Source organism: Chromobacterium sp. CCUG 76385, from assembly GCF_059916625.1.
Genome location: NZ_JAUCGU010000003.1, coordinates 137,699 through 162,470 on the forward strand (window position 1 = coordinate 137,699; position 24,772 = coordinate 162,470).

The window sequence follows — 24,772 nt, forward strand, 5'->3', positions numbered from 1 at the left end:
CTCTCCTAATTCTTGAGGCTTGCTGCCATGGCTTGCAGTTTGCCGCGCACGGAAGCGTCGATGACATCGTCGCCCACCGACACGCGAACGCCGCCAATCAGATCGGCGTTCTCACGCACATCAAGACGCACGGTTTTGCCGTACTTCTTGGAAAGCGTGGTGGTCAGTTCGGCTTTCTGGTCATCGGACATGACAAAAGCGGACTCCACCAGGGCGTCCACGATGTCTTCCGATTGCGCCTTCAGCAGTTCAAACTGCGCGGCGATTTCCGGCAGCAGCGTCAAACGGGCGTTCTCGATCAGCGCGGCGATGAAGCGTTTTACTTCTTCGTTGCCACGGCCGCCGAGCACATCCAGCATCAGCGCCTCAACCTCTTGTGCGGTATGTTTCGGATTGGTAATGACTTGCACCAGATCCGGGTTATTCACCATGGCAGCCAGCCACGACAGCGCTTCCGACCATTGGCCGAGGGTGCCCTGTTCCGTGGCGAGGCTGTATACCGCTTCGGCGTAGGGCCTTGCGACGGTAATGAGTTCTGCCATGAGTTAATTAAAACTCCGCTTTGATGGAGGCAAGCAGGTCGGCGTGCTTAGCGGCGTCGATCTCCTTGCGCAGGATCTTCTCGGCGCCGGCAACGGCCAGGTCGGCTACTTGAGTGCGCAAAGTTTCCTTCACGCGCAGCACTTCCTGGTCGATTTCAGCCTTGGCGTCAGCCACGATGCGCGCACTTTCAGTGCGTGCCGCGTCTTTGGCTTCGTCCACGATCTGGCTGGCACGCTTTTCGGCGGCAACCACGATCTCGGTCGCCTGCTGCTTCGCCTTGCGGATTTCGTCCGCTACGCGCTTTTCAGCCGCTTCCAGATCCTGCTTGCCACGTTCCGCAGCGGCCAAGCCATCAGCAATGCGCTTGGCCCGCTCATCCATCATGTTGGTAAGCGGAGGCCAAACAAACTTCATGGTGAACCATACCAGGATGGCGAACGTGATCGCCTGGCCCAGTAGTGTTACGTTGAATTCCACGCTTGTTTTCCTCCAGAGTATGACTACAACAACCGTTTACCGATCCGTAGAAAACGGATTAGTGAGCAGCCTTAACGATAGCCAGGGCAGCGGACAGGAACGGGTTGTTGAAGGTGAACAGCATGGCAACACCAACACCAATCATGGAGATCGCGTCAAGCAGACCGGCGATGATGAACAGCTTGGTTTGCAGAACCGGGATCATTTCCGGCTGACGAGCGGAGGACTCGAGGAACTTGCCACCCAGAATGGCGAAACCGATAGCGGTGCCCAGAGCGCCCAGACCAATGATCAGGGCTGCAGCGATAGCGGTCATCGACTGGATCTGAGAAACGAGTGCTTCCATTGTGTATCTCCTAAGACTTAAAGCAAGGATGGTTGGTAAAAAAGTATGGTGAATCTACAGGTAAATCAGTGCGCTTCCACTGCCAGGCTCAGGTACACGATGGTCAGCATCATGAACACGAAAGCCTGCAGGGTGATGATCAGGATGTGGAAAATCGCCCACGGCGCGCCCAGCACCCACTGCAAGCCCCAGGGCAGCAGCGCGATCAGGATGAAGATCAGTTCGCCGGCGTACAGGTTGCCGAACAAACGAAGAGACAGCGAAATCGGCTTGGCCGCCAGTTCCACCAGCTGGAACACGAAGTTCAGCGGGGCCAGGATGATGGCGCCGATCGGATTGGAACTATGGAACGGCGCGGTCAAGAGCTCCTTGCCCCAGCCGCCCAGACCCTTGGCCTTGATGGAGAAGCCGATGATCAGGATCATCACGGACAGCGACATGGCGAAAGTGGCGTTCACGTCAGCGGACGGCACCACGCGGAAATACACATGGTGCGGCTCCAGGCCGAAGAAGGTGTAACCGATCCACTGCGCGGCCATCGGGAACAGATCCACCGGGAACAAGTCCATGAAGTTCATCAGGAACACCCAGCAGAAAATGGTCAGCGCCAGCGGGGCGATAACCTTGCTCTGGCCATGAAACACTTCCTTGACCTGGGTTTGCACCAGCTCGATGATCATTTCGACGAACAGCTGCAGACGGCCCGGCGCCTCGATGCTGGCGCGGCGCGCCACCATGGCGAACACGCCTACGAAGATGAAGCCCAGCAGCAGCGAGATGGAGAAGGTGTCAACGTGCAGGCTCCAGAAGCCGGCTGACGGATCCGAGTTCCAGAAGGTAAGGTGGTGCTTGATGTAATCGGTTGCGTTGCTTGCCATCGCTCTTTTCTCAATTTTTGATTAGAAGCCCGAAACCGTAGCCGGAGGTGGCGGCAATGAACCCACCGAGAAAACCGGCCACGGACAAATCCTTGAAACTGGCCAAAACCGCAGCACTTATCAGTACGGTCAGGCAAAACTTCACCGCCTCGGCCAGGAAATGCGCTTTGATCAAGGCCGCGGGCGGCACATGACGTTTGGCATAAGCAATCCTGGCATAAACCAGCGCCGGCCCGAGCACCGCCAGTCCGCCCAACACCGCGGACACGGCGACGGCCACATTGCCGCCACTGAGGAGTAGCGAAACGACTACAGCCAGACCGGCCAGGCTGGCTTGTAATCGCAGCACCCGCTTCACTTCCTGATAGACCATGATCGCCAGTGCAAAAAAACCGCTGGATTATAGGCTTCGCATTTGCGTTGCGTCAACTTTGCGCAATAGTGTTTTTTGCGCTGCAACAAGCTCATTTTTGAGGATTTTTTTGCAGCTTGGCCAATAGCGAATCGAGTTCGTCCAGGCTGGCATATTCTATGATCAGCTTGCCGTTGCCGCCGTTGGCATGACGAATGCTGACCCGGGCGCCGATGGCGTCCGAAACCTGCTCCTCCAGCCTGGAAACATCTGGATCGACGTGCTTTTGCTGCGGAGAAACTGTCTCTTTTTGCGCAACACGCTGCTGCACCCGGCGCTCCACCTCGCGCACCGACATGCCCTTGCGCACCACCTCGTTCGCCAGCTCCAGCTGGGAAACCGTGGGCAGGGACAACAGCGCGCGGGCGTGGCCCATCTCCAGCTTGCCCTCGTGCATCATCTGCTGCAGCGGCTGCGGCAGCACCAACAGGCGCAGCAGATTAGACACCGCGCTGCGCGAGCGGCCGACGGCGTCGGCGGCGGCTTCGTGGGTCAGGCCGAATTCGTCGATCAGGCGCTTGATGCCCTGCGCCTCTTCGATCGGGTCCAGTTCCTGGCGCTGGATGTTCTCGATCAACGCCATCGCCAGCGCGGCCTCGTCCGGCACGCTCTTGATCACCACCGGCACCTCGGTCAGGCCGGCCTTGCGCGACGCGCGCCAGCGGCGCTCGCCGGCGATCAGTTCGTAGTCGCCCAGGCCCAGCTCGCGCACGATCAGCGGCTGGATAATGCCCTGCACGCGAATGGAGGCCGCCAGCTCGTCCAGCGCCGCTTCATCCATGAAACTGCGGGGCTGGTACTTGCCGGGGCGAATACTGTCTATCGGAAGCGTGGAAAGTCTGTCGTCCACCGTATCAACGGTGGACAGGAGCGCGTCGAGTCCGCGCCCCAATCCTTTGAGTTTGGCCATAGTGTCAGACGGTGGGAGTTGCGGTGGCGGGTTCGAGTCGTTCAACCAGTTCCTGCGACAACGCCAGATAGGCTTGCGCGCCGCGGGAATTGCGGTCATACGACAAACCCGGCAGGCCGTGGCTGGGGGCCTCGGCCAGGCGCACATTGCGCGGGATGACGGTCTGGAACACCTTGTCGCCGAAGTGGCGCGCCAGCTGTTCCGATACCTGCTGCGACAAGTTGTTGCGGGCGTCGAACATGGTGCGCAGCAAACCCATGATCTCGATCTTGGGATTGACCGCGGTGCGAACCTTGCGCAGGGTGGCCACCAGATCGGACAAGCCTTCCAGCGCGTAGTACTCGCAAACCATGGGGATCAGCACGCTGTCGGCGGCCACCAGGCCGTTCAGCGTCAGCAGGTTCAGCGACGGCGGGCAGTCGATCAGCACGTAATCGTACTGGCCGGCCACCTCGGCCAACGCGTTCTTCAGCCGCGCTTCGCGGGCCAGTTCGTTGACCAGCTCCAGTTCGGCGCCGCCGAGATTGCGGTTGGCCGGCAACACATGGAAACCGCCGGCCTTGGCGTCCTGCCGCGCCTCCTCGATGGTGGCCTCGCCCAGCAGCACGTCGTAGCCGGATTTCTCCAGCGACTGCTTGGCGATGCCGCTGCCCATCGTGGCATTGCCCTGCGGGTCCAGATCGACGATCAGCACCCGCCGGCCCAGCTCGGCCAAACCGGCCGCCAGATTGACGACGGTGGTGGTCTTGCCCACCCCGCCCTTCTGGTTGGCCACCGCGATCACGCGTGGATTCATTGCAGCACCATCCTCACCAGATGGCGTTCGGCGTCCAGCCCCGGCACCGTTACCGGCAGCACCTCCGAAACCGCCACGCCTTGCGGCAGCAAGGCGATTTCCTCATACGGATACACGCCCTTCATCGCCACATACTGGCCGCCTTCGGCCATCAAGTGGCGGGTCAGCTTGACGAACTCGGACAGCTCCGAGAACGCGCGGCTGGTGATGCGATCGAACTTCTGCTCCGGCTGGTACGCCTCCACCCGGTCGGTCATCACCTGCACATTCGGCAGGCCCAGCTCCAGCACCACCTGGCGCAGGAAGGTGGTTTTCTTGTGATTCGAATCCAGCAGCACCACCTGCAGGTCCGGCCGCGCGATGGCGGTGGGGATGCCCGGCATGCCGCCGCCGGAGCCCACGTCCAGCATGCGGCTGCCGCCTTGCAGATGCGGCACCAGGCTCAGGCTGTCCAACAGATGATAGCTGACCATGCGCTCTTCCTGGCGGATGGCGGTGAGATTGTAAGTCTGGTTCCACTTGACCAAGAGCGCCAGGTAGCGCTCCAGCAGGTCCAGTTGCGGTTCGGTCAGCTCCAGCGCCAGTTGCGCCAAGCCCTGTTTCAATTCGGCAATATGTTGTGTCATGCGGTCTTCGCGTCGGTGAAGCCACGCTTCAGGTGCACCATCAGCAGGGCGATGGCGGCCGGGGTGATGCCCTGGATGCGGGAAGCCTGGCCCAGCGTCTCCGGACGCTGCTGGTTCAGCTTCTGCTGCACTTCCTTGGACAAGCCCTTGACCAGGCCATAATCGATGTCGCCCGGCAGACGGATGTCTTCCAGATTATCGCGGCGCGCCAGCTCTTCGTTCTGGCGATTGATGTATCCCTGGTATTTGACCTGAATTTCCACCTGCTCGGCAACCTCGTCGGCCAGTTCCGGCGCGCCGGCGGCGGCTTCCGGCACCGTCATCAGCTCGCGGTACGGCACATTCGGGCGCTTCAGCAGGTCCTGCAGCGTGTATTCGCGTTCGATCTGCTTGCCCAGCACCTTTTCCAAGGCGGCCGGGTCCTGCAGCTTGGCCGGATGCACCCAGGTGGCGGCGAGGCGCGCCTTCTCGGCTTCCACCGCGTCGCGCTTGCGGCAGAAAGCGTCCCACTGCTCATCGCCCACCACGCCCAGCTTGCGGCCCATCTCGGTCAGGCGCAGGTCGGCGTTGTCTTCCCGCAATTGGAGGCGGAATTCGGCGCGGCTGGTGAACATGCGGTACGGCTCGGACACGCCCTTGGTGATCAGGTCGTCCACCAGCACGCCCAGATAGGCCTCGTCGCGGCGCGGGCACCAGGCGTCCTGCTCGCGGGCGGACAGGCCGGCGTTGAGGCCGGCCAGCAGGCCTTGCGCGGCGGCTTCTTCATAGCCGGTGGTGCCGTTGATCTGGCCGGCGAAGAACAGGCCCTGGATGGCCTTGGTTTCCAACGAGGCCTTCAGGCCGCGCGGGTCGAAGTAATCGTATTCGATGGCGTAGCCGGGACGCAGGATGTGAGCGTTTTCCATGCCGCGGATCGAGCGCACGGCGGCCAGCTGGATGTCGAACGGCAGGCTGGTGGAAATCCCGTTGGGGTAGAACTCGTGCGTGGTCAGGCCTTCCGGCTCCAGGAACACCTGATGGCTGTCCTTGTCGGCGAAGCGGTTGATCTTGTCCTCGATCGACGGGCAGTAGCGCGGGCCGACGCCTTCGATCACGCCGGTGAACATCGGGCTGCGGTCGAAGCCGCTGCGGATGATGTCGTGGGTGCGCTCGTTGGTGTGGGTGATCCAGCATGGCAGCTGCTTCGGGTGCATCTCGCGCTTGCCGCGGTAGGAGAACACCGGCTCCGGCGTGTCGCCCGGCTGCTCTTCCATCACGCTGAAATCCACGCTGCGGCCGTCGATGCGCGGCGGCGTGCCGGTTTTGAGCCGGCCCACCGGCAGGTCCAGCTCGCGCAGGCGCGCGCCCAGCGTGGACGCCGCCTGGTCGCCGGCGCGGCCGCCGGTGTAGTTTTCCATGCCGACGTGAATTTTGCCGGACAGGAAGGTGCCGGCGGTCAGCACCACGGTCTTGGCGCGGAAAGTGATGCCGATGGCGGTGATGGCGCCGGCGACGCGGTCGCCTTCGATCAGCAGATCATCCACTGGCTGCTGGAACAGCGTCAGATTGGGCTGGTTCTCCAGCATCTCGCGGATGGCGGCCTTGTACAGGATGCGGTCGGCCTGGGCGCGCGTGGCGCGCACCGCCGGGCCTTTGGACGCGTTCAGCGTGCGGAACTGGATGCCGCCGATGTCGGTGGCCAGCGCCATGGCGCCGCCCAGCGCGTCCACCTCTTTCACCAGATGGCCTTTGCCGATGCCGCCGATCGACGGATTGCACGACATCTGCCCCAGGGTCTCGATGTTGTGCGTCAGAAGGAGCGTATTGCAGCCCATGCGCGCTGCGGCCAGCGCGGCCTCGGTGCCGGCGTGGCCGCCGCCCACCACTATCACGTCGTAGCTTGTCGGATAAATCATGGCGAAAGAGCAAATCAAGCGGAAAAACGGCCTATTTTACGCCAATTCCGTTTGACTGATAAGTCTTTGATTTCAATAAACCCGCGCCCGTCACCGTATCGTCAAGCCACGGTCACCACAAGGTCATGTTTTGGACATCGCATTGTCAAACTCGACACCTAGCATAAGCTCATCACGACGAGGGGCAAAACATGCTGCTAAATGAACAACTTGCAAGCAGAAGCAAACCGCGACTGGCGGTCCGCCTGGCGCAGAGCGCCGAAGACATTCGCCGCGCGCAGAAGCTGCGCTTCGAAGTGTTTGCCGGCGAAATGGGCGCCGAACTGGCCTCCCGCGATCTGGGCATAGACTGCGACGAATACGACGAGCTGTGCGACCACCTGATCGTAGAAGACCACAATACCGGCATGGTGGTGGGCACCTACCGCATGCTCTCCCCTACCGCTGCCCGCCGCGCGCCCAGCCTGTATTCCGAACATGAATTCGACCTCTCCCGCCTGTCCCACCTGCGCGACAACCTGATCGAAGTGGGCCGCTCCTGCGTGCACCGTGACTTCCGCTCCGGCGCGGTGATCGCCCTTTTGTGGTCCGGCCTGGCCGATTACGTCGCCAGCCAGAACGGCGCCTATCTGGCCGGCTGCGCCAGCGTGTCGCTGACCGATGGCGGCCATCAGGCGGTCAGCCTCTATCGCCAGCTGGAAGGCCAGTATCTGTCACCGCCGGAATGGCGCGTGTTCCCGTATCTGCCGCTGCAGCTGGACCGCGTCGTCGACGACAGCGCCCCGGTGCCGCTGCCGCCGCTGATCAAGGGCTATCTGCGCGCCGGCGCCCATGTCTGCGGCGAACCGGCCTGGGACCCGGACTTCAACTGCGCCGACTTCTTCATGCTGCTACCGATGAGCCGGCTGAATGCGCGCTACAACAAGCATTTTGTCGGCGCCGCCGCCTGAGCCGGCAAGCGGGCGACATCCGACGGACGACGACGGGGTTCATGCCTAGACGGAATGCTACAATCGCGGCATGAACTACACCTTTGAACCGATAGGCGTGATCCACTCACCGTATCGGGAAAAATTCGGCATCCCGCGCCAGCCCTCGCTAGCGACGGCTGCCGGCGTCACACTGCAGCTGCTGCCGCCTTACAACCATCCAGACTGCGTGCGCGGGCTGGAGGCTTTCTCGCATGTCTGGATCAGCTTTGTATTTCACCAGACGCTGGAACGCGGCTGGCAGCCGCTGGTGCGGCCGCCGCGGCTGGGCGGCAACGCCAAGGTAGGCGTGTTCGCCAGCCGCTCCACCCACCGCCCCAACCCGCTGGGGCTATCACTGGTGGAGCTGGTTTCGGTCACGACCGAAGGCGGCGTGTCGCTGCAACTGGCCGGAGCCGACCTGCTGGACGGCACGCCGGTGCTGGACATCAAGCCGTACATTCCCTTCGTCGAGTCGCGCCCCGATGCGGCAGGCGGCTTTGTAGACGGCCCGCCGCCGCTGCTGCAGGTAGAATGGAGCGACGCCGCCCTGCGCCAATTGACTGAGCTTGAACCGCCGGCCGGCTTCGCGACGCTGGTGGAGCAAGTGCTGGCCCAAGATCCGCGCCCGGCCTATCAGGACGATCCGCAACGCATCTACGGCGTGATGCTGTATTGCTACAATGTCCGCTTCGGCATCGTTGCGAACAAGGCGACGGTGCTTGAAATTCTGCAAGAAAACCAAAACTAAATTGCATCTTCCCGGTCTTACCCGGGCAACTAAACCACTCAGGACAAAGAAAATGACCACTCGCGCGAAGACGATCGTACTCGCCTTCACCATGGTTTCCGTGTTGGCAACACCGTTTGCCGAGGCCGCGCGCCTGGGCAAGGGCAAGAGCGCAGGCATGCAGCGCTCCACGCCCACCCGCACCTATCAACCGAGCACGCCGGCCCAGGCGCCGCAGTCCGCCGGCGTGCCGGCTCCGGCCGCCGCCCCGGCACAGGCTCAACCGCAGAAGAGCGGTCCGGGCATCGGCACCGCGCTGGCCGCAGGCGCGGCAGGCGCGGCCGCCGGCTACATGCTGGGCTCCGCCGGCAGCGACAAGCAGCACGCCAATCAGCAAGCGGCGCCTCAGGACGCCGCAGGCAACGCCGCGCCGGCGCAACAGCAAAAGGATAGCGGCATGCCATGGGGCATGCTGGCGCTGCTGGGCTTGCTGCTGGTAGGCGGCTTCATGTTCTTCCGCCGCAAGGCCGGTGCGCCGGGCGCAAATGCGCCGCAACCGGCCGGCATGCCGCAAGGCATGGCCGAACAGCCGCGCGGCTTCGATCCGATTCCGAAAATCGGCTCCGGCATGAACGGCGGCAACAGCTTCGGCGGCGGCGCCCCTGCGCCGAGCAGCGCGCCGCAGACGCGCCTGCCCGACGGCACCGAAACGCCGAACTTCCTGCGCCAGGCCAAGGCCACCTTCCTGCACCTGCAAAGCCTGAACACCCCGGACAGCATGGAAGAAGTGCGCAAGTACATGACGCCGGACCTGTTCAACGCCCTGATTGGCGACATCTCCAGCAACAGCGGCGTGGCGGACTTCTCGCAGCTTGACTGCCAGCTGGCGGATGCCGCCGTCGAAGGCGGCCGCTACATCGCCAGCGTGCGCTTCTCCGGCCAGGTGAGCGAGGAAGTGGGCGCGCCGGTCGTACCGTTCAGCGAAATCTGGCATTACATCAAGGATGGCAGCACTGGCGGACGCTGGCTGGTGGCCGGCATTCAGCAGGACTAAACGAGGCGCGCGGACGCTGTTGCGTTCCAGTCGCGCTTAACACTCGTTGACGACGGGCCGTGAGGCCCGTTTTTTATTTTCATGTCCATGCACTAAACTGGAATGCCGCTTGCTTGTAAGGCGGGACGGGTCAAATAAGAACCCGCTGACAGGGAGACCGCATCGCGATGACAGCTTTCGAGCACGCCGGCCTGAAAATCGGCAGCCATTTCCAGCCCGTCTACAGCCTGGCGCATCGACGCAGCATAGGCGTGGAGGCGTTGCTGCGAGCCGAGCAAGGCAAGGACGCGCTCACGCCCGCCGAAGCCTTTTACACCGCCATATCCCCCGAGCAGCGGCATCAGCTGGACGTCGCCGTCAGCCTGGCCCACATCCAGCGCTTCCTCAAGCTGGAGTCCGAACACCCGCGCTGGCTATTCCTGAACATCGACGCCGCCTCGCTGTCGCGTCCCGACCGGGCGATGGCGCTGGTCAACAACATCCGCCAGGCAGGACTGGAGCCGCACCAAGTGGTGTTGGAAGTGCTGGAGCATGTGCTGGAGGTGGACGAGGCGCTGCTGGAAGGCGTGCACCTGCTGAAGAACAACGGCTTCATGATCGCCATCGACGATTTCGGCGTCGGCCACTCCAATCTGGAGCGGGTGTGCCAGCTGGAGCCGGCGATGGTGAAGTTCGACCGCCAGCTGATGCGCAACGCCATCCACCAGCCGCGCAGCCGCAGCCTGTTGGCGCGCCTGGTGCGCTTGATGCACGAAATCGGTGCATTGGTGGTGCTGGAAGGCATCGAAACCGAGCGCGACGTGCTGGTGGCCATGGACTCCGGCTGCGACCTGATCCAGGGTTATTTTGTGGCCCATCCGGCGGAGCGGCCCGATGGCGACGACATCATCACCCCCAAGCTGGACGAACGCTGGGACGAGCTGATGGCGCATGCGCTGCTCAAGCGCAAACTCACCCGCCGCCAGATCGAGCTGGCGCGGCAATGCTTCGTGCAGAGCGCCATCTCGCTGATGCAAGGCACGCCGTTCGACCTGGCGGCCAAGCCCATGCTGAGCCTGCCGGACGTGATCCGCTGCTTCCTGCTGAACAGCGAGGGGCGGCAAATCGGCCGCAACCTGAACAACCGCCAGGCCGGCAGCGCCGCCGATCCGCGCTACGCGCCGCTGTCCGACACCACCGGCGCGGTGTGGTCGCGCCGCAGCTATTTCCAGCACGCGGTGGACCAGCCCGGCGTGCTGTATATGAGCGAGCCGTATCTGTCGATGACCGATCCGCGCTCCTGCGTGACAATGTCGATGGCGATAGAAATCGACGAGTGCATGCATGTGCTGTGCGCCGACCTGCTGTTGCCGCAGACCGACATCGCCTGATCCCGCCCAAAAAACAAGCGGCCTGCTGGCCGCTTGTTTTTCGATTGCCCGCCTTACTTGGCCGGCGTCACGTCCTGAATGTATTCAAACAAGGTCACCACCTTCTGCACGCCGGCGGTTTCGCTGACCACCTTGGCCGCGATCTGGCCTTCGGCCTGCGTCACCAGGCCCAGCATGTAGACCACGCCGCGCTCGGTCACCACTTTCACGTCATTGGGGTTGTAGCCCTTGCCATCCAGCAGGCGGGTGCGCACCTTGCTGGTGATCCAGGTGTCGTTGCTGCGCTCGGAGAAGCCGGAAACCGGCCCCACCGTCAGGTAGTTGTAGACGCGGCGCACATTGGGAATGCCGCGCACGATCAGCTCCGCCTGCTGGCGCGCTTCTTCGGTGGGCACCTCGCCGGTCAGCAGCACCGCGCGGTTGAAGCTGTTGCGGTTGACGTGGGCGGACGGCAGACGGCTGGCGATCTGCTCGCCGGACTTCAGCTCGATGCCCTGGTCGTCCACATAAGCGCCGCTGGTGCGGCGGTCTGCCGCCACCAGCACGCCGCCGGCAGCCGCGCCCGCCACCAGGCCGACGCAGCCGCTCAAGCTGCTGGCCAGGCCAGCCGCCAGCAGCAATGCGAATACGGTTTGTTTCATTTACTCTCCCCCAAGCAGCATGCAGTCAATGGCGTCGCATAGCGCGTGGATCAGCAGGATATGCACTTCCTGGATCCGGCAGGTGCGCAGCGACGGCACGTTCAGGTGTATATCTTCCGGCGACAGGATTTCCGTCACCTTGCCGCCATCCTTGCCGGTCAGCGCGATCACGCTCATGCCGCGCTCGTGCGCGGCGTAGATGGCCTCGATCACATTGGCGGAATTGCCGGATGTCGAAATGGCCAGCAGCAGGTCGTTGGTGTGGCCCAGGGCGCGCACCTGCTTGGAAAACACCATGTCGAAATCGTAATCGTTGCCGATGGCGGTCAAGGCCGAAGTATCGGTGGCCAGCGAAATCGCCGCCAGGCCCGGCCGCTCCTTCTCGAAGCGGCCCACCATCTCCGCGGCGAAGTGCTGGGCGTCGGCGGCGGAACCGCCATTGCCGCAGGCCAGAATCTTGCCCTCGTTCATCAGGCAGGCCACCATCAGCTCGGCCGCCGCGGCCACGCCCGGCGACAGCAGCTCCATCGCCTCCTGCTTGGCGGCGATGCTTTCCAGAAAATGGCCGTTGACCCGGTCAATCAGATCCATTGGGGAATCCCCTTTTCTCAACTAATACTGCGTAAATACGTTCTTCAGCCACTGCGGCGGTTCCCCGCCCACGCTGACCACCGCGTCGAAGCGGCAGGGCGCATGAATATTGTGGCTGGCTAGATAGACTTCCGCGGCCAGCATCAGTTTCCGCTGCTTGGCCTGGGTGATGCTGTCGGCGGCGCTGCCGAAGCGCCCGCCGCCGCGATGGCGCACCTCTACAAACACCAGCGCGTCGCCATCGCGCATGATCAGATCGATCTCCCCGCCGCGGCAATGCCAGTTGCGCGCCACCAGTCTCAAGCCGCGCTGTTGCAACAGCGCCAGCGCGCGGTCTTCGGCATCGCGCCCGGCTTGGTTCATTGCAGCGCGTTGCCGCCCATCACGCCGACCGGCAGCTGGCGCTCAAACACCCGGTCGCGTCCCAGCTTCAAATCGCCGGTGACGCCGTCCAGCTTCACCGACGCGCCGGGACGGCTGCCCGCCATCAGCACCGCCAGACGGTAGGCGTCGATGCCCAGCGCGTACAGCCGCTCCGTCTGCGTGGTCAGCGGCGTCGTCGGCCGCGGATAACGCTTCACCGCCGGATGATCCGGCATCAAAAACCACGGCATGTCGATGAAGCGCACGCCGGCCAGCTCCGGCTGACTGCCGCCGGCATTCAGCTGCGAGGTGCCGTACACCGGCAGGTCCGGCGTCAGCGCCGCCTTCAGCTTGCCGGCCTGGGCGGCGTCCAGCGCCAAGGCCAGGGAATCGGCCTGGCCGCTGGCCTGCAGCAGCGCCGGCAGGTTGTTGGGATCATACGGCTGCCGCAGCACGTCCTTGCCGTTCAGCCGGCGCCATTCATCGGCAAAAGCCTTGGCCAGGCGCTGCGACAAGGCGTCGCCGCCCACCACCAGCAAGGGGTTGGCGCGGCCGTCATCGCGCATCAGCTGCGCCAGCTGGCGCGCCTCGCCCTCCACGATCAGCGACAAGGAAAACAGCTTGGCATTGGCCGCGGCGTCGCGGTCGATGGAATTCAGCGCGAGGGTCGGCACCGTCACCGACGGCGCCAGCTGGGCGATGGCGCCGCGCGACAGCGGGCCGATCACCACATTGACCCCGTCCGCCACCGCCGCGCGATAACGCTGCACCACATTGTCCGTAGTGGCGTCCACGCTGACCAGCTCGGCGTTTTGGTCCACCTGGGCCGCCGCCTCCACGCCGCTGCGCACCACGGCCGCCGCCTCGCCCAGCGCTGCCGATTCGTTAGGCAGGATCAGCCCTATCTTGATCTTGGGCCGCCCGCTCGCCGGCCGGAAGGCCGGCGCGCTGGCTGCCGGCGCAGGGCTGGGCAAGGCTGCCGCGGCAGGCGCCGTCTGCGCCGGCGCGGGGGCCAGCCGCGGCGTTTGGCCGGGCGCTTGCTGCAGCGCGCGCATCGGCGCGCCGTTGCTTTGGATGATATAGTCTGGGGTTTGCGCCAGCGCGGGCGTCAACCACGTCAGCGCCAAGCTCACCAATAACAGCGGAGTCAGTCTTTGCATAACTCGTTCGCCCACCTGATCGATGCCGCCAGGGATAGTTTCTGTAGCGGGACATTATATGTGGTGGCCACGCCCATTGGAAATCTGGCCGACATCAGCGCGCGCGCGCTGGCGGCGTTTGAAGCCGCCGACGTGGTCTGCGCCGAAGACACCCGCGTCACCGGCCAGCTGCTGTCTGCCTATGGCATCCGCGCCAAACGGCTGGTCAGCCTGCGCGAACACAACGAGCGCGGCATGGCGGAACAAGTGGTGCGCTGGCTGGGCGAAGGGCAGATTGTGGTCCAGGCATCCGACGCCGGCACCCCGGCCGTGTCCGACCCCGGCGCGCGGCTGGTGGAAGCCGTGCGCGCCGCCGGCCACCCGGTGCGGCCGCTGCCCGGCGCCAGCGCCGTCATCGCCGCGCTGTCCGCCAGCGGCTTCACCGCCGCCACCTTCCTGTTCCACGGCTTTTTGCCGCCCAAGAGCGGCGAACGCCGCAAAACGCTGCAGCAATGGCTGTCCGCCCCCCACCTCACCGTCTGCTACGAAGCGCCGCACCGCATTGTGGACGCGCTGGAAGACATCGTGGCGGAACTGGGCGGCGAACGCCGCGTGATGATGGCGCGCGAACTGACCAAAACCTTTGAAACCTTCCACGCGCTGCCGGCGGCGGAACTGCTGGAGTGGGTGAAGGCCGACAGCAACCAGCAGCGCGGCGAAATCGCCCTGATCATCGACGCCGCTCCGGCCGTAGCCGCCGATAACGACGCCCCGCCGGCAGAAGCCATGCGCGTGCTGCAAATCCTGGCCGCCGACCTGCCCACCAAGCAAGCCGCCACGCTGGCGGCCCAGATCAGCGGCGCCAACCGCAAGCAACTGTACGACTACGCGCTGAAACTGAAAAAAGACTAAGCCGCAACTATTTACAAGCGCAGCGGCGAAGGTTAAGATTCGGTCTCTCGCAGATGTCGCCCGGATGGCGAAATTGGTAGACGCAGGGGATTCAAAATCCCCCGCCGCAAGGCGTGTCGGTTCGAGTCCGACTCTGGGCACCACAAGACATCAAACGCAGCAAACAACCGCACGGCACAAGCCCTGCGGTTTTTTGTTGTCCATTTCCGAAGCCCCTCTCCTCCCCGACAGGATTGGAATGTTGGCATCGCCATCGGCACTCAAGATGCCTTCCCCCGGCCCCTATCTGCTCACGCGCGCCCCTATTCACAAGTGTCTGCGAAGACTCACGCTTGCTACAGAGGTAACGATCACCGTTGCATCCGCACGACGGCGAAGCGGAAGAGTAAGCGGAAAATTTCTCACGTGAGGCCAAACTCACTGCCAAAACTGCCAACACCTATCCAATAGACTGATTTATATAGATTTATCTGTTGGCAGTGAGTTGGCAGTCAATTGGCAGTGAATCCACCCCAGCCCGCCCAGTTGGCAGTTTGCCCCCTCCTGTTGGCAGTGCTTTAGCCGCCACTGCCAACAACTAAATTCATATCAATCAGCAACTTACAGACGAGTTGGCAGTGTTGGCAGCGTTGGCAGTGGTTTTTGCTACATACGTAGGAAATAGATGCACAGATAAAAGTCTCTCATCATATGATTTGAATCAATCGACATATCACTGGACCAGCAATTGCATAAAGGGAGGTGCAGCTCATGAAATTGAATAATCGACCCGAGGCTGAAGTAATCGCCGACTTGGTGACGCTAACAGCAGAGCCAGGGTTCGTACATGCAATCGCACAAATCTGTCTATTCGATAACACCGTGTTCTATAGCAAGCAACTGGAACCGATCGACATGTCGAAGTTATTCAACCACGACCGACTCATTAGAACGGAAGTGACTACGCTGATAGGTCTAATGGTGCGGCAACCACTTGATCTTACCCAACCATCAGACGATAAATTAAATGCTTATGTGACACGCACCTATGAGTTGATGGAGGAACTCCATCACTCCCTGTTCAGCCCGATGCATGCCACCTTGCACGACAGCGTCTTAGCCGGTACAGGCACCCATGAAATTTGGCAGGGGAAAGTGATGCGTGAGCCCATATTCTATGGCCCCGAGTCCGCATACAGCTTTCAATACCGAGACCTATTGCCCGAAAAATATAGAGGCGATGATGAGTGGTTGATAAAGAATAAGGCGTTTTCTATCGACCAAGCACAAGCTATCGCTCACGCGATATGTCTGCTTATGGATGAGAAATCAACTCAAATGTTCGCGCAAGCCAAAGCCGCGGGGTCCTTTCCCAAATCCTGGCTTCCCGCATTCGAATTTTCTCCTGATGAGATCGCTTACAAATGTGGTATAGAAATATCTATCATTCAAGCATTCCTCGAGACCTTTACATTTTCAGGTGACAATAGCCAGTTCAAGGATATCGGTGACTTCAACTACGTGGCAGCAACACCATTGCTTCCAACTGGTCAAGGGACAGTATTACTTTTCCAGCATTACGCTATCTATGAAGCATTATATGAGTCCCCATTTTATTGGATGTGGAATGATGATGATTATAGGGCTACGGCAATGGAGCATCGTGGGGCATTCACGGAACAATATTCCGCCAAAAGGCTGGCTATGGTTTTCGGAAACACAAACGTCAAAAAGAATGTCAATTTGTATCAGGGTAAGGACAGAGTCGGAGAGGTTGATGTACTCGTTGTATTTGGTGACCGCATCATCATCGTACAAGCCAAGTCAAAGAAATTGACGTTAGAGGCGCGAAAGGGGAACGACGGCCAACTCAAGAAAGACTTTGCAGCCGCAATTCAAAAATCTTACGACCAAGGGTGGGAGTGTGCCAATGCCATCATTCACGGCAATTGTCACTTAGAGGATGAAGAAGGAGCAGAAATCAATCTGCCATATACCATCACAGAAGTTTATATATTCAATGTGGTCGCAGAGCACTATCCTGCTCTAGCATTTCAGGTACATGAGTATCTAAAGTATCAAGCTACGAACACCATTCTACCTCCACTTGTGATGGATGTTTTCCTACTTGACACAATGACTGAAATGTTATGCACCCCACTTCGACTACTAAGTTATATTCGCATGCGGCTAGCAGTCATTGAACAAGTTTCGCTAAGCCACGAACTAACAGCACTAGCCTTTCATTTGCGCCGTAATCTATGGCTTGATCCAAAGTATGGGATGGTCATACTCGAAGACTCCATTGCAACCGATCTTGACACGGCCATGATGGTACGCCGAGATGGCCGTGTTGGTGCACGGACCCCTGCAGGAATTTTGACACGGATGGCAGGCACGCTTTATGAGCGGCTGATTTCTCAGATTGAAAAGAGTGCATCCCCTGCCGCATTAGAGCTTGGTTTCTCTCTACTTTCTATGAACGAAGATTCCAGTCGCCACGTGCACCGTGGTCTGCACGCCATTATGAGGAAGGCTCAATATGACGGGAAACGACATGACTTCACTATCTCAAACACTAATTATGGCATTTGTTTCCACTGTAATCCTAAGTTGACGCATGAAGCCTTAGAAACACTCGAGCACCACTGTGAAAAACGCAAATATGTACAGCATGCTAAAATTTGGTTTGGCATATCAGTAGATCCAGAATGCAATGTACAATTTGCGGTTTCGTTGAAGTATCCTTGGTCCCCATCGAAAGATATGGATTTTTTGACGAAAAATATGAGTATTGGTGAGCAAGCAACTACTGCATTAGCAAAGCTCGAAAAAGTAGTACGCCCTAAGAAGACAGGGCGTAATGATCCATGTCCATGCGGCAGCGGTAGAAAATTCAAAAAATGTTGTTTATCGGCGACAAGCGATAGCTCCTCGTAATTTCAACGAAAGACTACGTGTATATTTTTGTGTATATGCCAATTTATCACAACAGAGAAATTAAAATAAAAACAGTAGCTTAGACGTATATTTCGATAGAGACCCCGGCACCACAAGACATCAAGCACAGCAAACAACCGCACGGCACAAGCCCTGCGGTTTTTTGTTATCTATTGCACCCGCCTCATTTTCAAGAAGCAGCTTTCCGCGCCATTGGGTGTGGGAGGATGTGAAAAAATTCCGTGGATTGACCCCTTTAACACCCCTAAGTCATTGATTGTTTAGAACAACCCATCCACGGTTTGCCCTCTGAAATCCACGGTTTCGCCTCCCACTTCCACGGTTTGCCCCGATTCTTCCACATCCTCGTTTTATGACTCCGCCCCTCTTCTTCTCTTCTTCTTTTATAAAAAACAAAGAGATAGAGAAGGAAAGCAGTGAAAAAGGAAGACAGGGGCGATCCACGGTTTCGGAGCGCTGCTTAAAAATTCATCCACGGGTTTGCCGTCCGATGTGGTGGAAATGGTGGATTCGCCCTTCCCTTCATGGCATTGATTTTATTGAGATTTCTGGCGCATCCACGGAATCGGGGGGCGGGGTGGTGGACAAACCGTGGATTAAAAGCCATTGCAGGACAAGGACTTAGGGTCCAATCCACGGTTTCGGGAGGATTTTAGGTGTGTGCCTGGCTGGGCGAGGAGGAAACTGCGATTTACAATCGACAGCTAACGGCCAGAAGCGGCCCTAAAGAAAACACTTGATAGCAGCCATTGACCCTGTTCGTATGATTGATAAGGAGACCCAAATGGGATAATCTCAATGTCATTCAAAATCTTGGGCTAGGCTCAATCGTGTCCGTGTTCTTGGAAATAACCCGGACCTTTATGTGCCTGAAAAACAGTTGGGCATACACATGAGTGCAGCAAATTTTTGGCAGCCATTCGAAACCGTAATCGGGTCCTTCTCTGAGCTAGTTGACACCATTGAAGGGGTGATGGAAAAGGCGGTCGCAAACAACATTGAATTCGCATGGCGGGGCCAAATTGATTCAGATTGGTCGCTCCATAGCTCTCTGTACCGACGTCTTTGCCTAACTTCCGGCCGGACAGAGAAAGAAGATAGCTTGGCGAGAGAAGAATTAAACATTCTCACCGAGTTACATCGTTGGGGGCTCCACAACCCATCGCAACACGGCAGACTATCCGTTCTTCGCCAGCTCGCGATGCTTCAACACTATGGAGCGCCAACCCGCCTTATCGACATAACCTTCAATGCATGGGTTGGGGCATGGTTTGCTGTTGAGGAAAAGTGGAGCAACGGCCAAGTCGTATTCGAAGACAAGGACGCACGCCTCTTTGCCATTGATGTAACAAATAGGCTTATTAACGAGCGCAGCGAATATCGTGGTTGGGAAGACGACCTCAGCCGACCGTGGAAACCCGACCATCAAAACCCAATCGACCCGAAGGAATGGACGACATCCGTGTTCGCATGGAAGCCGTCAGTGCTAGATTCGCGCATATTTGCACAGAACGGCGGCTTTATCTTTGGTGGAGTTCCCGCGTCAATACGTCCAAACGGCAAAGGAAGATTCCAATTTCCAAAATCACCAGATTTTCATGATGGCTGCTGGACGATAGAGGAAGGGCGAAAAGCAAGCTGCCTTGCGCTCAGGCCGCACGTTTTTGAACCCGCTGCGGGCGGAGTTCAGTCTGGAGCTCTTTATACGTTCAAGATATCAAGTAACGCAAAAGCGGAAATTCGCTCGCGATTGGAAAAGATGTTCGGTTACAAGCACTCATCGATATATCCTGATTACACAGGGTTTGCGGCATTCGGAACCCCTAAACTTAAGAGTTACTGATGCCAAACAAGCCGTCGAGAGGAACCGCCCACAAGCTGCACTTGCGGACTCCCTTCGCGGCGTCGCCGCTCCGGTGGCCCCTCACGTCCGTTCCAGAGTGTCTGGTTTCGCCTAGTGAATACTTCCGCTTTGGGCCGAAAGCTGCCATTTCAGAATGTGTATATTTTTGCGTATAGACACATTTTACACATCACAAAAAAAAACAATAACAATGGCTTAACAAATCTTTTCGATAGAGACTCTGGCAAAACGCAAACACGTTTGCGACATCCCCAATCCCCTCAAAGGCCATAGGTTGGCTGAGCCACACGAAGCACCATACTTACCACGAAATGTTGATCGGCTTTGTGTCCGCTCCGCGGACAGATGTTTAAGTGCCGGTACCGCCCGGCTGGACGGGTCCATTTCTTTTGCTTCGCCAAAAGAAATGGACGAAAGAAAAGGCGACCCAACAGCGCTGCGAAACCCCGCCTCCAAAGCCCTTTCCAAGGCGCCGCCAAACTCGCGGGGCGCTAACGTCGCCCCGCTCAAACAGGAGGCGGCTTAAAACCTTGGAAAGGGCTTCGGAGTCGGCTTGCGCTGATGGGATAGGGGCAAGTCGGTTCGGTTTAACAATCGGATACGCCAACTCAGTGCAACGCCCGTAAACAGCTGGCACGTTTGCGACGCACCCGCTTCCCTTCAAGCCTGCCGCCGAACAGCCCCGGTATTGAAAACCATCATCCGCGCATCGGATTCTACTTACTGCTTCAAAATACAGCCGGTTTTCCACCCTATTCCCTTGCCTAGCAAGCCTTCCAGCCGGATAATCCCATCCGTGCCGTTCAATAGCGGCATCAGGTTTGGCGACCTGTTACCTAAGGCGGACTGACGCAGCGTTGACTGCGGCTTGTCCACACACACCATTGCTACGCGCAATCCATGGCGGGCCTTGGTGGGGATACCTCCGGGTATGCCGGTTCCTTAGGTCCGGTTCGCCAACCCTGCCATGCGCCTGCCACCCTCGTTTGGCGACGAGCGGCAGGCGAAACAACCTAAGGAGGGTTTTGCCATGCCTAGCATCACCCGCAGTTCGTCTCACCTTGCTGTTTCCCTGAAAAACCGTCACCCCGCCCGCAGCCGTTGGCTGCTGCACAATCAAGTCCCCACCCATCCGCCCAGCCTGTTGGCCATGACCCGGCTGCACGAAGCCTTTGCCGCCTTGCAAGAGCAACTGGCCGGCAAGGATCAAGCCAAAGCCAGAGAGCCAGCCGCGCGCGTGGCGCATTTGTGCCATGACATCGAGCAGGCTGTGGTGGAGTCCATCTGCCACCTCGCCCACGGCCAGTTGGGTTTGCAATCGGTGATCGACTTGCTCGCTTGCCTGGGCGACGATGTCCGCCTGCCATCCAGCCGCATCAAGGAACTGCTGGAGCCGCTGGACAAACGCATGGGCGAATCGCTGACCCTGCTTACCCGCGTGCTGTAAGCAACACAAAACATTACGCGCAGCAAACAACCGCACGGCACAGGCCCTGCGGTTTTTTACTGCCCGCATTCATACATCCTCTTATCTGCAACACCACCCTCTCAACCTACGTTGCTGAACTTTGTCGCCTTAGCCGCTTCCCGCCGCGCAGGCATGCTGCCTTCTAATCTTAAGCAGCCTTACACCCACCATGACCGGGTGGACGGAACAGGAAAGGCGAGATGACCTCAACCACTTTGCGGCGCCAGAATCCGCAACGAACCCGTTCACTCCTGCCCGACTGTTTGCTGCAACGGGTGGACCGCATCTGCCGGCTGGAGCGCTGGCGCGACGATGACCGCGCCGCCTGGCTGCAAACGCTGGGCCGCCAGCTTGAAGAGGGCGTTCCGGCGGCGGAGTTGATTGCGGCGCTGGATGCCCATCTTTATGTCCATCACCGCAAGCACGCCTACGCCGACGACGTGGAGGCATTTGAAGAACGGGCGGCGATTCTGGAATTTGACGCGCACCTGCCGCGCTCGCAGGCCGAGCGGCTGGCGGCCAAGCATAACGACTGCGCAAACTGCCGCCACTGGCGCGGCGAAGCCACCATCCCGGATGCCCGGCAACGGGCCGCCATGCTGGTGGGGCTGCCCGCGCCGCGCCTGGGCAACGCCACGGTGGGGGTTTGCGCCGCCGGCTACCGCCCGTGGCGGGTGTCCAATCTGGCAGACAGCGCGGATTATCTGCGTTGGCACTTCATCGGCGAATGCGCGGCCAAACCGCTGCAACAAACGCGCATCCGCCGCTAACGCGTAAAAACGCCGCCTCCTATTGGAACAACGGCGTGTCTTATCACGCGGGCCAGCAGGTCGGCGGCGTTGCCGAAACCGGCGGCGCGGCGGCCGCCACGGCCAGACCGGCAGTGTGGCAGGCCCTTGGCCGGTTTGATCCAGTCGACTCCGGCGGCCCGACGCCATACAAGAACCGTACCAGCCGTAACAAAAAATAACGAAAACAGCTATTTAGGCCAGCTATAAAAGACCGATATAAAGCACAGCAGGCCCGATCATCTCACCACGGAGAGACAGTTAGCGGCAAATCCAGGCGAACCTTCCGATCCCTTATCTTGATTGGTTGCGCCGCGCCCCACCGCCATCCGCAGCACCCCACCAGACCGCTCTTCCGGCCAGGACTCCGGCAACGGTCACTCTGCGAGACGGCAAGCGGCTGCGACGCCAGATTGCCAGCGCCACTGCGCGACAACATCAACTCAGGCCATCCCCATGCGGATGGCCTTTGTTATGGCGGTTTCAGGCCGGCTGAGCGGGCGCCATGCGCTTCTCCCGCATCAGCCGCGAGGCTTGCGGCACGTAGCGCTCGTCCAGCCAGGCCGCCTGCAGCACCTGGGTCAGCATTTCGTCGTAATGCTCCCGCACCACCCGGCGGATGGTTTCGTCGCGGTACAGCCTGGCGCAGGCCTGGCAGCGGTGGGCGTACATGCCTTCCCACTGGATGGACGGATTGATGGCGGCTGCCCAGGCCAGGATCTGTTCCGGCCCCTGGTAATGTATCCACAGCTTCAGGAAGTCTCCCTCCGCGTCTTCCACCGCCCGCGCCAAAAAGTCCGGCTGCGCCACCGTGGTGACATTCAACTCGGGAATCTGCCGCATGCCGATGCCGCAGCAGGCGCCCACCCGGCCGTCGGCCTGCACGGTATAGGTTTGCAGCACGTTGTTGCACGCCATATAGGCCTTGAGGGTATGGCTATCCGCCGCCACGCCGCGGGGATAATCCTCCAGCTGCGACGGGTCCAGCGGCATCCACGGACTTTCCAGAATTTCTATGCGCTCGCGTTCTTCCGCCGCCAGCGCGGCAATGCGCGGATGCTCGGTGATGGCGCTGCCGCCCACCCGGCGCGCAGCGCGCAGCTCCACCATCACCCAGGCCTTGAAGCCACGCCGCGCTGCCGCCAGACAGGCTTCTATCACCCGCTCCAGCGGCACAAAGCGCACATGTTCGTCGCCGGTGCTGTAGTTGATCTCAGTCAGCCCGGCTGCCAGCAAGGCGTCCAGCCGGCGTTCCGCCGCGCGGCGGTTGACCGCCCAGTGGGCATTGGTCACCAGCCGCACCGGGAAATCCAGCGCAGCGGCATGGCGTATCGCCGTCAGCAGGTCTTTCCAGCGTAGCGTGGCTTCGCCGCCGGTGAACACCACGTTGTAGAAGCCCAGCGCCTTGGCCTGGTCTATCGCCGACAACATGACTTCCAGCGACAGGTTTTCCCTGGCCTGCGGGCTGCTCATCGACGCGCAGTGCTCGCAGGCGGCGGGACAGGTGTAGGTGGGCATGATGGACAGCGTCTTCGCCCCGCGAAAAATGCCGGGGCTGGCTTGAACTGCGCTCATCTGACTTCTCCTGGGCATGACGCCGCGCCAGGCGCGCCATGCCCGACAAGGAACGGACCGGCTACACGCTGAGCTGGCCGGAAGCCTGCAACTGCTTGGCCTCGGTCACCAGTTGGCTGATCACCGCGCGCAGCACGGCAGCATCCACCACGCCGCCAAAGCCAAACTGCATGCCGGTGGCAAAACCGTTGAAGTTCTGGCTGGACTTGAGCGTCTGGTCCGAGGTGGACGGCGTGGCGGCGGGAGTGACCACCGACTTTTCCGGGCCGATTAGCAGCTGTTCCGCCGAATTGCCAAAACCCGGCAGGCCGAAGCCATCCCCCGCTAACTGAAACAGCGCGCGGATCAGGTCGGAGTCGCCAAACTTGAGCACCGCCTTGGCAAAGTCCTGGCTGAACTGCGCCTGGGTCACCGGCTTGCCGCCGGGAGCCGATTCGTAATCATCCATCCATTGGCGGAAGCCATCGTTGGCCAGCATGGCAAACAGTACGCGGTTGACGTCGGTGATCTGCTGTTGCGGCAGCGGCTTTTGGGTGACTTTCTGCGTCAGCACGCCGGCCGGGTTATGGATGAAATCCTGAGATGCGTGAGGATCCTTGTCCAGCTGCTCAAACAAGGCCTGCGCATTGCTGCGCAACTGCGCCGGCTTCAATACCAGCGGCGCGCTCTGGCCGGGCTTGGCCAAATCGATACGGGTGGTTTTCATATTGCCTCCAAGCAAGGAAAGGTCAAGAACCCGCCAGCGGCGGCTCGCGCCCATCTGCGCACAGCCTGATATTCCATTTGGATGCAACCGGAAGCCTGGTAGCAGTGGCGAGAGTACGCCTGGCGGTTCTGAATGGCGCGACGGCGGGATGAAACATCATGCTGCGCGCTGGTGGACAACACCCCGATGCGGAATAGTTCATGATAGGACCGTTCACCCCGACCCAAACTGGCCTTTATAACAGCCGGCTCATGCCAAGCGGCTTTTACCAAACTTTTACCCTTGGCGCAGGCACTTGGCGGCCTGCCGCGGTCTATCCCTGTTTAGTCATCGCAACAGGAATCGATAGCCATGCTGGAAAACTACTTCCCCATCCTGCTGTTCATCGTGGTGGGTCTGCTGATGGGGGTGCTGCCTATGCTGGCGGGCCGCTTGCTGGGTCCCAACCGGCCAGACCCGGAAAAGCTGTCGCCCTACGAGTGCGGCTTTGAGGCCTTTGGCGACGCGCGTAGACGCTTCGACGTGCGCTACTACCTGGTGGCCATTTTGTTCATCCTGTTCGATCTGGAAGTAGCCTTCATGATTCCGTGGGCGGTGACGCTGAAAGACGAGCTGGGCCTGTTTGGCTTGGGCGCGATGGCGGTATTCCTGGCTTTCCTGACCATAGGCTTCGTCTACGAATGGAAAAAAGGCGCGCTGGAATGGGATTGAGCGCATAGCCGCGCGACGCAAAAAGGCCGTCCACGATGGGACGGCCTTTCTCTTTGCGCGGCAGATGCC

25 protein-coding genes and 1 tRNA gene are annotated in these 24,772 nt (G+C 60.2%); 11 read left to right on the forward strand and 15 right to left on the reverse strand.

Going from position 1 to position 24,772, the window contains the following annotated elements; all coding sequences use genetic code 11:
- Positions 1 to 5 precede the first annotated feature (5 nt).
- From QUG01_RS04015 to mnmG, 9 genes are all read right to left on the reverse strand, one after another.
- Positions 6 to 542, reverse strand: coding sequence for a F0F1 ATP synthase subunit delta (locus tag QUG01_RS04015; protein ID WP_043620357.1), 537 nt, complete (start codon positions 540 to 542; stop codon positions 6 to 8).
- 7 nt (positions 543 to 549) lie between these two features.
- Positions 550 to 1,020 carry a F0F1 ATP synthase subunit B gene (locus QUG01_RS04020; protein ID WP_043620360.1) on the reverse strand — a complete coding sequence of 157 codons (471 nt, stop codon included), beginning with the start codon at positions 1,018 to 1,020 and terminating at the stop codon, positions 550 to 552.
- Between the two features lie 58 nt (positions 1,021 to 1,078).
- Entirely contained in the window at positions 1,079 to 1,366 is a 288-nt protein-coding gene (atpE, locus tag QUG01_RS04025; protein ID WP_021474885.1) for a F0F1 ATP synthase subunit C, read from the reverse strand.
- A 65-nt stretch (positions 1,367 to 1,431) separates the two neighbouring features.
- Positions 1,432 to 2,244 carry a F0F1 ATP synthase subunit A gene (atpB, locus tag QUG01_RS04030; RefSeq protein ID WP_043620363.1) on the reverse strand — a complete coding sequence of 271 codons (813 nt, stop codon included), beginning with the start codon at positions 2,242 to 2,244 and terminating at the stop codon, positions 1,432 to 1,434.
- 10 nt (positions 2,245 to 2,254) lie between these two features.
- Entirely contained in the window at positions 2,255 to 2,617 is a 363-nt protein-coding gene (locus QUG01_RS04035; protein WP_500829001.1) for an ATP synthase subunit I, read from the reverse strand.
- 91 nt (positions 2,618 to 2,708) lie between these two features.
- Positions 2,709 to 3,566, reverse strand: a complete 858-nt coding sequence (locus tag QUG01_RS04040) for a ParB/RepB/Spo0J family partition protein (RefSeq protein ID WP_500829002.1) — start codon at positions 3,564 to 3,566, stop codon at positions 2,709 to 2,711.
- 4 nt (positions 3,567 to 3,570) lie between these two features.
- Positions 3,571 to 4,362, reverse strand: a complete 792-nt coding sequence (locus tag QUG01_RS04045) for a ParA family protein (protein WP_500829003.1) — start codon at positions 4,360 to 4,362, stop codon at positions 3,571 to 3,573.
- On the reverse strand, positions 4,359 to 4,988 hold the full coding sequence (gene rsmG, locus QUG01_RS04050; RefSeq protein WP_043620377.1) for a 16S rRNA (guanine(527)-N(7))-methyltransferase RsmG: 630 nt from the start codon (positions 4,986 to 4,988) through the stop codon (positions 4,359 to 4,361). Before rsmG ends, QUG01_RS04045 begins: the two co-directional genes overlap by 4 nt.
- On the reverse strand, positions 4,985 to 6,883 hold the full coding sequence (gene mnmG / locus QUG01_RS04055; protein WP_500829004.1) for a tRNA uridine-5-carboxymethylaminomethyl(34) synthesis enzyme MnmG: 1,899 nt from the start codon (positions 6,881 to 6,883) through the stop codon (positions 4,985 to 4,987). Before mnmG ends, rsmG begins: the two co-directional genes overlap by 4 nt.
- Before the next feature lie 191 nt (positions 6,884 to 7,074).
- Between mnmG and QUG01_RS04060 the strand changes: the two genes are divergently transcribed.
- From QUG01_RS04060 to QUG01_RS04075, 4 genes are all read left to right on the forward strand, one after another.
- Entirely contained in the window at positions 7,075 to 7,833 is a 759-nt protein-coding gene (locus QUG01_RS04060; RefSeq protein ID WP_500829005.1) for a GNAT family N-acetyltransferase, read from the forward strand.
- A 70-nt stretch (positions 7,834 to 7,903) separates the two neighbouring features.
- Positions 7,904 to 8,602, forward strand: a complete 699-nt coding sequence (gene tsaA, locus QUG01_RS04065) for a tRNA (N6-threonylcarbamoyladenosine(37)-N6)-methyltransferase TrmO (RefSeq protein ID WP_500829006.1) — start codon at positions 7,904 to 7,906, stop codon at positions 8,600 to 8,602.
- A 52-nt stretch (positions 8,603 to 8,654) separates the two neighbouring features.
- On the forward strand, positions 8,655 to 9,635 hold the full coding sequence (locus QUG01_RS04070) for a Tim44 domain-containing protein (protein ID WP_500829007.1): 981 nt from the start codon (positions 8,655 to 8,657) through the stop codon (positions 9,633 to 9,635).
- Between the two features lie 167 nt (positions 9,636 to 9,802).
- Positions 9,803 to 11,005: a sensor domain-containing phosphodiesterase gene (locus QUG01_RS04075; RefSeq protein WP_500829008.1), complete on the forward strand. Its 1,203-nt coding sequence runs from the start codon at positions 9,803 to 9,805 to the stop codon at positions 11,003 to 11,005.
- Positions 11,006 to 11,058: 53 nt separating this feature from the next.
- On the opposite strand, the gene QUG01_RS04080 is transcribed toward QUG01_RS04075, so the two are convergent.
- Genes QUG01_RS04080 through QUG01_RS04095 form a run of 4 tightly spaced genes read right to left on the reverse strand, consistent with a single transcriptional unit; the run spans position 11,059 to position 13,760 of the window.
- Positions 11,059 to 11,646: a BON domain-containing protein gene (locus QUG01_RS04080; protein WP_500829009.1), complete on the reverse strand. Its 588-nt coding sequence runs from the start codon at positions 11,644 to 11,646 to the stop codon at positions 11,059 to 11,061.
- On the reverse strand, positions 11,647 to 12,237 hold the full coding sequence (locus QUG01_RS04085; RefSeq protein ID WP_043620403.1) for a phosphoheptose isomerase: 591 nt from the start codon (positions 12,235 to 12,237) through the stop codon (positions 11,647 to 11,649). It abuts the gene before it with no gap.
- A gap of 21 nt (positions 12,238 to 12,258) precedes the next feature.
- A complete protein-coding gene (locus QUG01_RS04090; RefSeq protein WP_500829010.1) occupies positions 12,259 to 12,600 on the reverse strand; it encodes a YraN family protein in 342 nt (113 codons plus the stop codon).
- Positions 12,597 to 13,760 carry a penicillin-binding protein activator gene (locus tag QUG01_RS04095; RefSeq protein WP_500829011.1) on the reverse strand — a complete coding sequence of 388 codons (1,164 nt, stop codon included), beginning with the start codon at positions 13,758 to 13,760 and terminating at the stop codon, positions 12,597 to 12,599. Before QUG01_RS04095 ends, QUG01_RS04090 begins: the two co-directional genes overlap by 4 nt.
- On the opposite strand from QUG01_RS04095, the gene rsmI reads away from it, so the two are divergent.
- From rsmI to QUG01_RS04125, 6 genes are all read left to right on the forward strand, one after another.
- Positions 13,755 to 14,651, forward strand: a complete 897-nt coding sequence (gene rsmI / locus QUG01_RS04100) for a 16S rRNA (cytidine(1402)-2'-O)-methyltransferase (RefSeq protein ID WP_500829012.1) — start codon at positions 13,755 to 13,757, stop codon at positions 14,649 to 14,651. The genes QUG01_RS04095 and rsmI overlap by 6 nt on opposite strands.
- Positions 14,652 to 14,709: 58 nt before the next feature.
- Positions 14,710 to 14,794, forward strand: a tRNA-Leu gene (locus QUG01_RS04105).
- A 607-nt stretch (positions 14,795 to 15,401) separates the two neighbouring features.
- Positions 15,402 to 17,570: a YecA family protein gene (locus QUG01_RS04110; protein WP_500829013.1), complete on the forward strand. Its 2,169-nt coding sequence runs from the start codon at positions 15,402 to 15,404 to the stop codon at positions 17,568 to 17,570.
- Positions 17,571 to 18,483: 913 nt separating this feature from the next.
- Positions 18,484 to 19,434 (forward strand): FRG domain-containing protein, encoded by a 951-nt coding sequence (locus tag QUG01_RS04115; protein ID WP_500829014.1) that lies wholly within the window; start codon positions 18,484 to 18,486, stop codon positions 19,432 to 19,434.
- Between the two features lie 1,051 nt (positions 19,435 to 20,485).
- Positions 20,486 to 20,902, forward strand: a complete 417-nt coding sequence (locus tag QUG01_RS04120) for a DUF1484 domain-containing protein (RefSeq protein ID WP_199153969.1) — start codon at positions 20,486 to 20,488, stop codon at positions 20,900 to 20,902.
- Positions 20,903 to 21,123: 221 nt separating this feature from the next.
- Positions 21,124 to 21,693, forward strand: coding sequence for a hypothetical protein (locus QUG01_RS04125; protein WP_500829015.1), 570 nt, complete (start codon positions 21,124 to 21,126; stop codon positions 21,691 to 21,693).
- 501 nt (positions 21,694 to 22,194) lie between these two features.
- Here the strand turns inward: QUG01_RS04125 and QUG01_RS04130 are convergent.
- Both QUG01_RS04130 and QUG01_RS04135 read right to left on the reverse strand, forming a co-directional pair.
- Entirely contained in the window at positions 22,195 to 23,286 is a 1,092-nt protein-coding gene (locus QUG01_RS04130) for a radical SAM protein (RefSeq protein ID WP_500829016.1), read from the reverse strand.
- Between the two features lie 61 nt (positions 23,287 to 23,347).
- Positions 23,348 to 23,992, reverse strand: a complete 645-nt coding sequence (locus tag QUG01_RS04135) for a hypothetical protein (protein WP_500829017.1) — start codon at positions 23,990 to 23,992, stop codon at positions 23,348 to 23,350.
- 351 nt (positions 23,993 to 24,343) lie between these two features.
- Here QUG01_RS04135 and QUG01_RS04140 point away from each other — a divergent pair, with 351 nt between their 5' ends.
- Complete coding sequence (locus QUG01_RS04140; RefSeq protein WP_500829018.1) at positions 24,344 to 24,703, forward strand: NADH-quinone oxidoreductase subunit A; 360 nt, start codon at positions 24,344 to 24,346, stop codon at positions 24,701 to 24,703.
- Positions 24,704 to 24,772: the final 69 nt, after the last annotated feature.

Excerpts from the sequence above, each read along its gene's own strand:
- QUG01_RS04085 (WP_043620403.1), bottom strand. The coding sequence starts at position 12,237 with ATGGATCTGATTGACCGGGTCAACGGCCATTTTCTGGAAAGCATCGCC.
- atpB (WP_043620363.1), bottom strand. The coding sequence starts at position 2,244 with ATGGCAAGCAACGCAACCGATTACATCAAGCACCACCTTACCTTCTGG.
- QUG01_RS04130 (WP_500829016.1), bottom strand. The coding sequence starts at position 23,286 with ATGAGCGCAGTTCAAGCCAGCCCCGGCATTTTTCGCGGGGCGAAGACG.
- QUG01_RS04060 (WP_500829005.1), top strand. The coding sequence starts at position 7,075 with ATGCTGCTAAATGAACAACTTGCAAGCAGAAGCAAACCGCGACTGGCG.
- tsaA (WP_500829006.1), top strand. The coding sequence starts at position 7,904 with ATGAACTACACCTTTGAACCGATAGGCGTGATCCACTCACCGTATCGG.
- QUG01_RS04140 (WP_500829018.1), top strand. The coding sequence starts at position 24,344 with ATGCTGGAAAACTACTTCCCCATCCTGCTGTTCATCGTGGTGGGTCTG.
- rsmG (WP_043620377.1), bottom strand. The coding sequence starts at position 4,988 with ATGACACAACATATTGCCGAATTGAAACAGGGCTTGGCGCAACTGGCG.
- QUG01_RS04045 (WP_500829003.1), bottom strand. The coding sequence starts at position 4,362 with ATGAATCCACGCGTGATCGCGGTGGCCAACCAGAAGGGCGGGGTGGGC.
- QUG01_RS04070 (WP_500829007.1), top strand. The coding sequence starts at position 8,655 with ATGACCACTCGCGCGAAGACGATCGTACTCGCCTTCACCATGGTTTCC.
- atpE (WP_021474885.1), bottom strand. The coding sequence starts at position 1,366 with ATGGAAGCACTCGTTTCTCAGATCCAGTCGATGACCGCTATCGCTGCA.
- QUG01_RS04090 (WP_500829010.1), bottom strand. The coding sequence starts at position 12,600 with ATGAACCAAGCCGGGCGCGATGCCGAAGACCGCGCGCTGGCGCTGTTG.
- QUG01_RS04095 (WP_500829011.1), bottom strand. The coding sequence starts at position 13,760 with ATGCAAAGACTGACTCCGCTGTTATTGGTGAGCTTGGCGCTGACGTGG.
- QUG01_RS04075 (WP_500829008.1), top strand. The coding sequence starts at position 9,803 with ATGACAGCTTTCGAGCACGCCGGCCTGAAAATCGGCAGCCATTTCCAG.
- QUG01_RS04135 (WP_500829017.1), bottom strand. The coding sequence starts at position 23,992 with ATGAAAACCACCCGTATCGATTTGGCCAAGCCCGGCCAGAGCGCGCCG.
- QUG01_RS04110 (WP_500829013.1), top strand. The coding sequence starts at position 15,402 with ATGAAATTGAATAATCGACCCGAGGCTGAAGTAATCGCCGACTTGGTG.
- mnmG (WP_500829004.1), bottom strand. The coding sequence starts at position 6,883 with ATGATTTATCCGACAAGCTACGACGTGATAGTGGTGGGCGGCGGCCAC.
- QUG01_RS04035 (WP_500829001.1), bottom strand. The coding sequence starts at position 2,617 with ATGGTCTATCAGGAAGTGAAGCGGGTGCTGCGATTACAAGCCAGCCTG.
- QUG01_RS04040 (WP_500829002.1), bottom strand. The coding sequence starts at position 3,566 with ATGGCCAAACTCAAAGGATTGGGGCGCGGACTCGACGCGCTCCTGTCC.
- QUG01_RS04080 (WP_500829009.1), bottom strand. The coding sequence starts at position 11,646 with ATGAAACAAACCGTATTCGCATTGCTGCTGGCGGCTGGCCTGGCCAGC.
- QUG01_RS04125 (WP_500829015.1), top strand. The coding sequence starts at position 21,124 with ATGACCTCAACCACTTTGCGGCGCCAGAATCCGCAACGAACCCGTTCA.
- QUG01_RS04015 (WP_043620357.1), bottom strand. The coding sequence starts at position 542 with ATGGCAGAACTCATTACCGTCGCAAGGCCCTACGCCGAAGCGGTATAC.
- QUG01_RS04115 (WP_500829014.1), top strand. The coding sequence starts at position 18,484 with ATGAGTGCAGCAAATTTTTGGCAGCCATTCGAAACCGTAATCGGGTCC.
- QUG01_RS04120 (WP_199153969.1), top strand. The coding sequence starts at position 20,486 with ATGCCTAGCATCACCCGCAGTTCGTCTCACCTTGCTGTTTCCCTGAAA.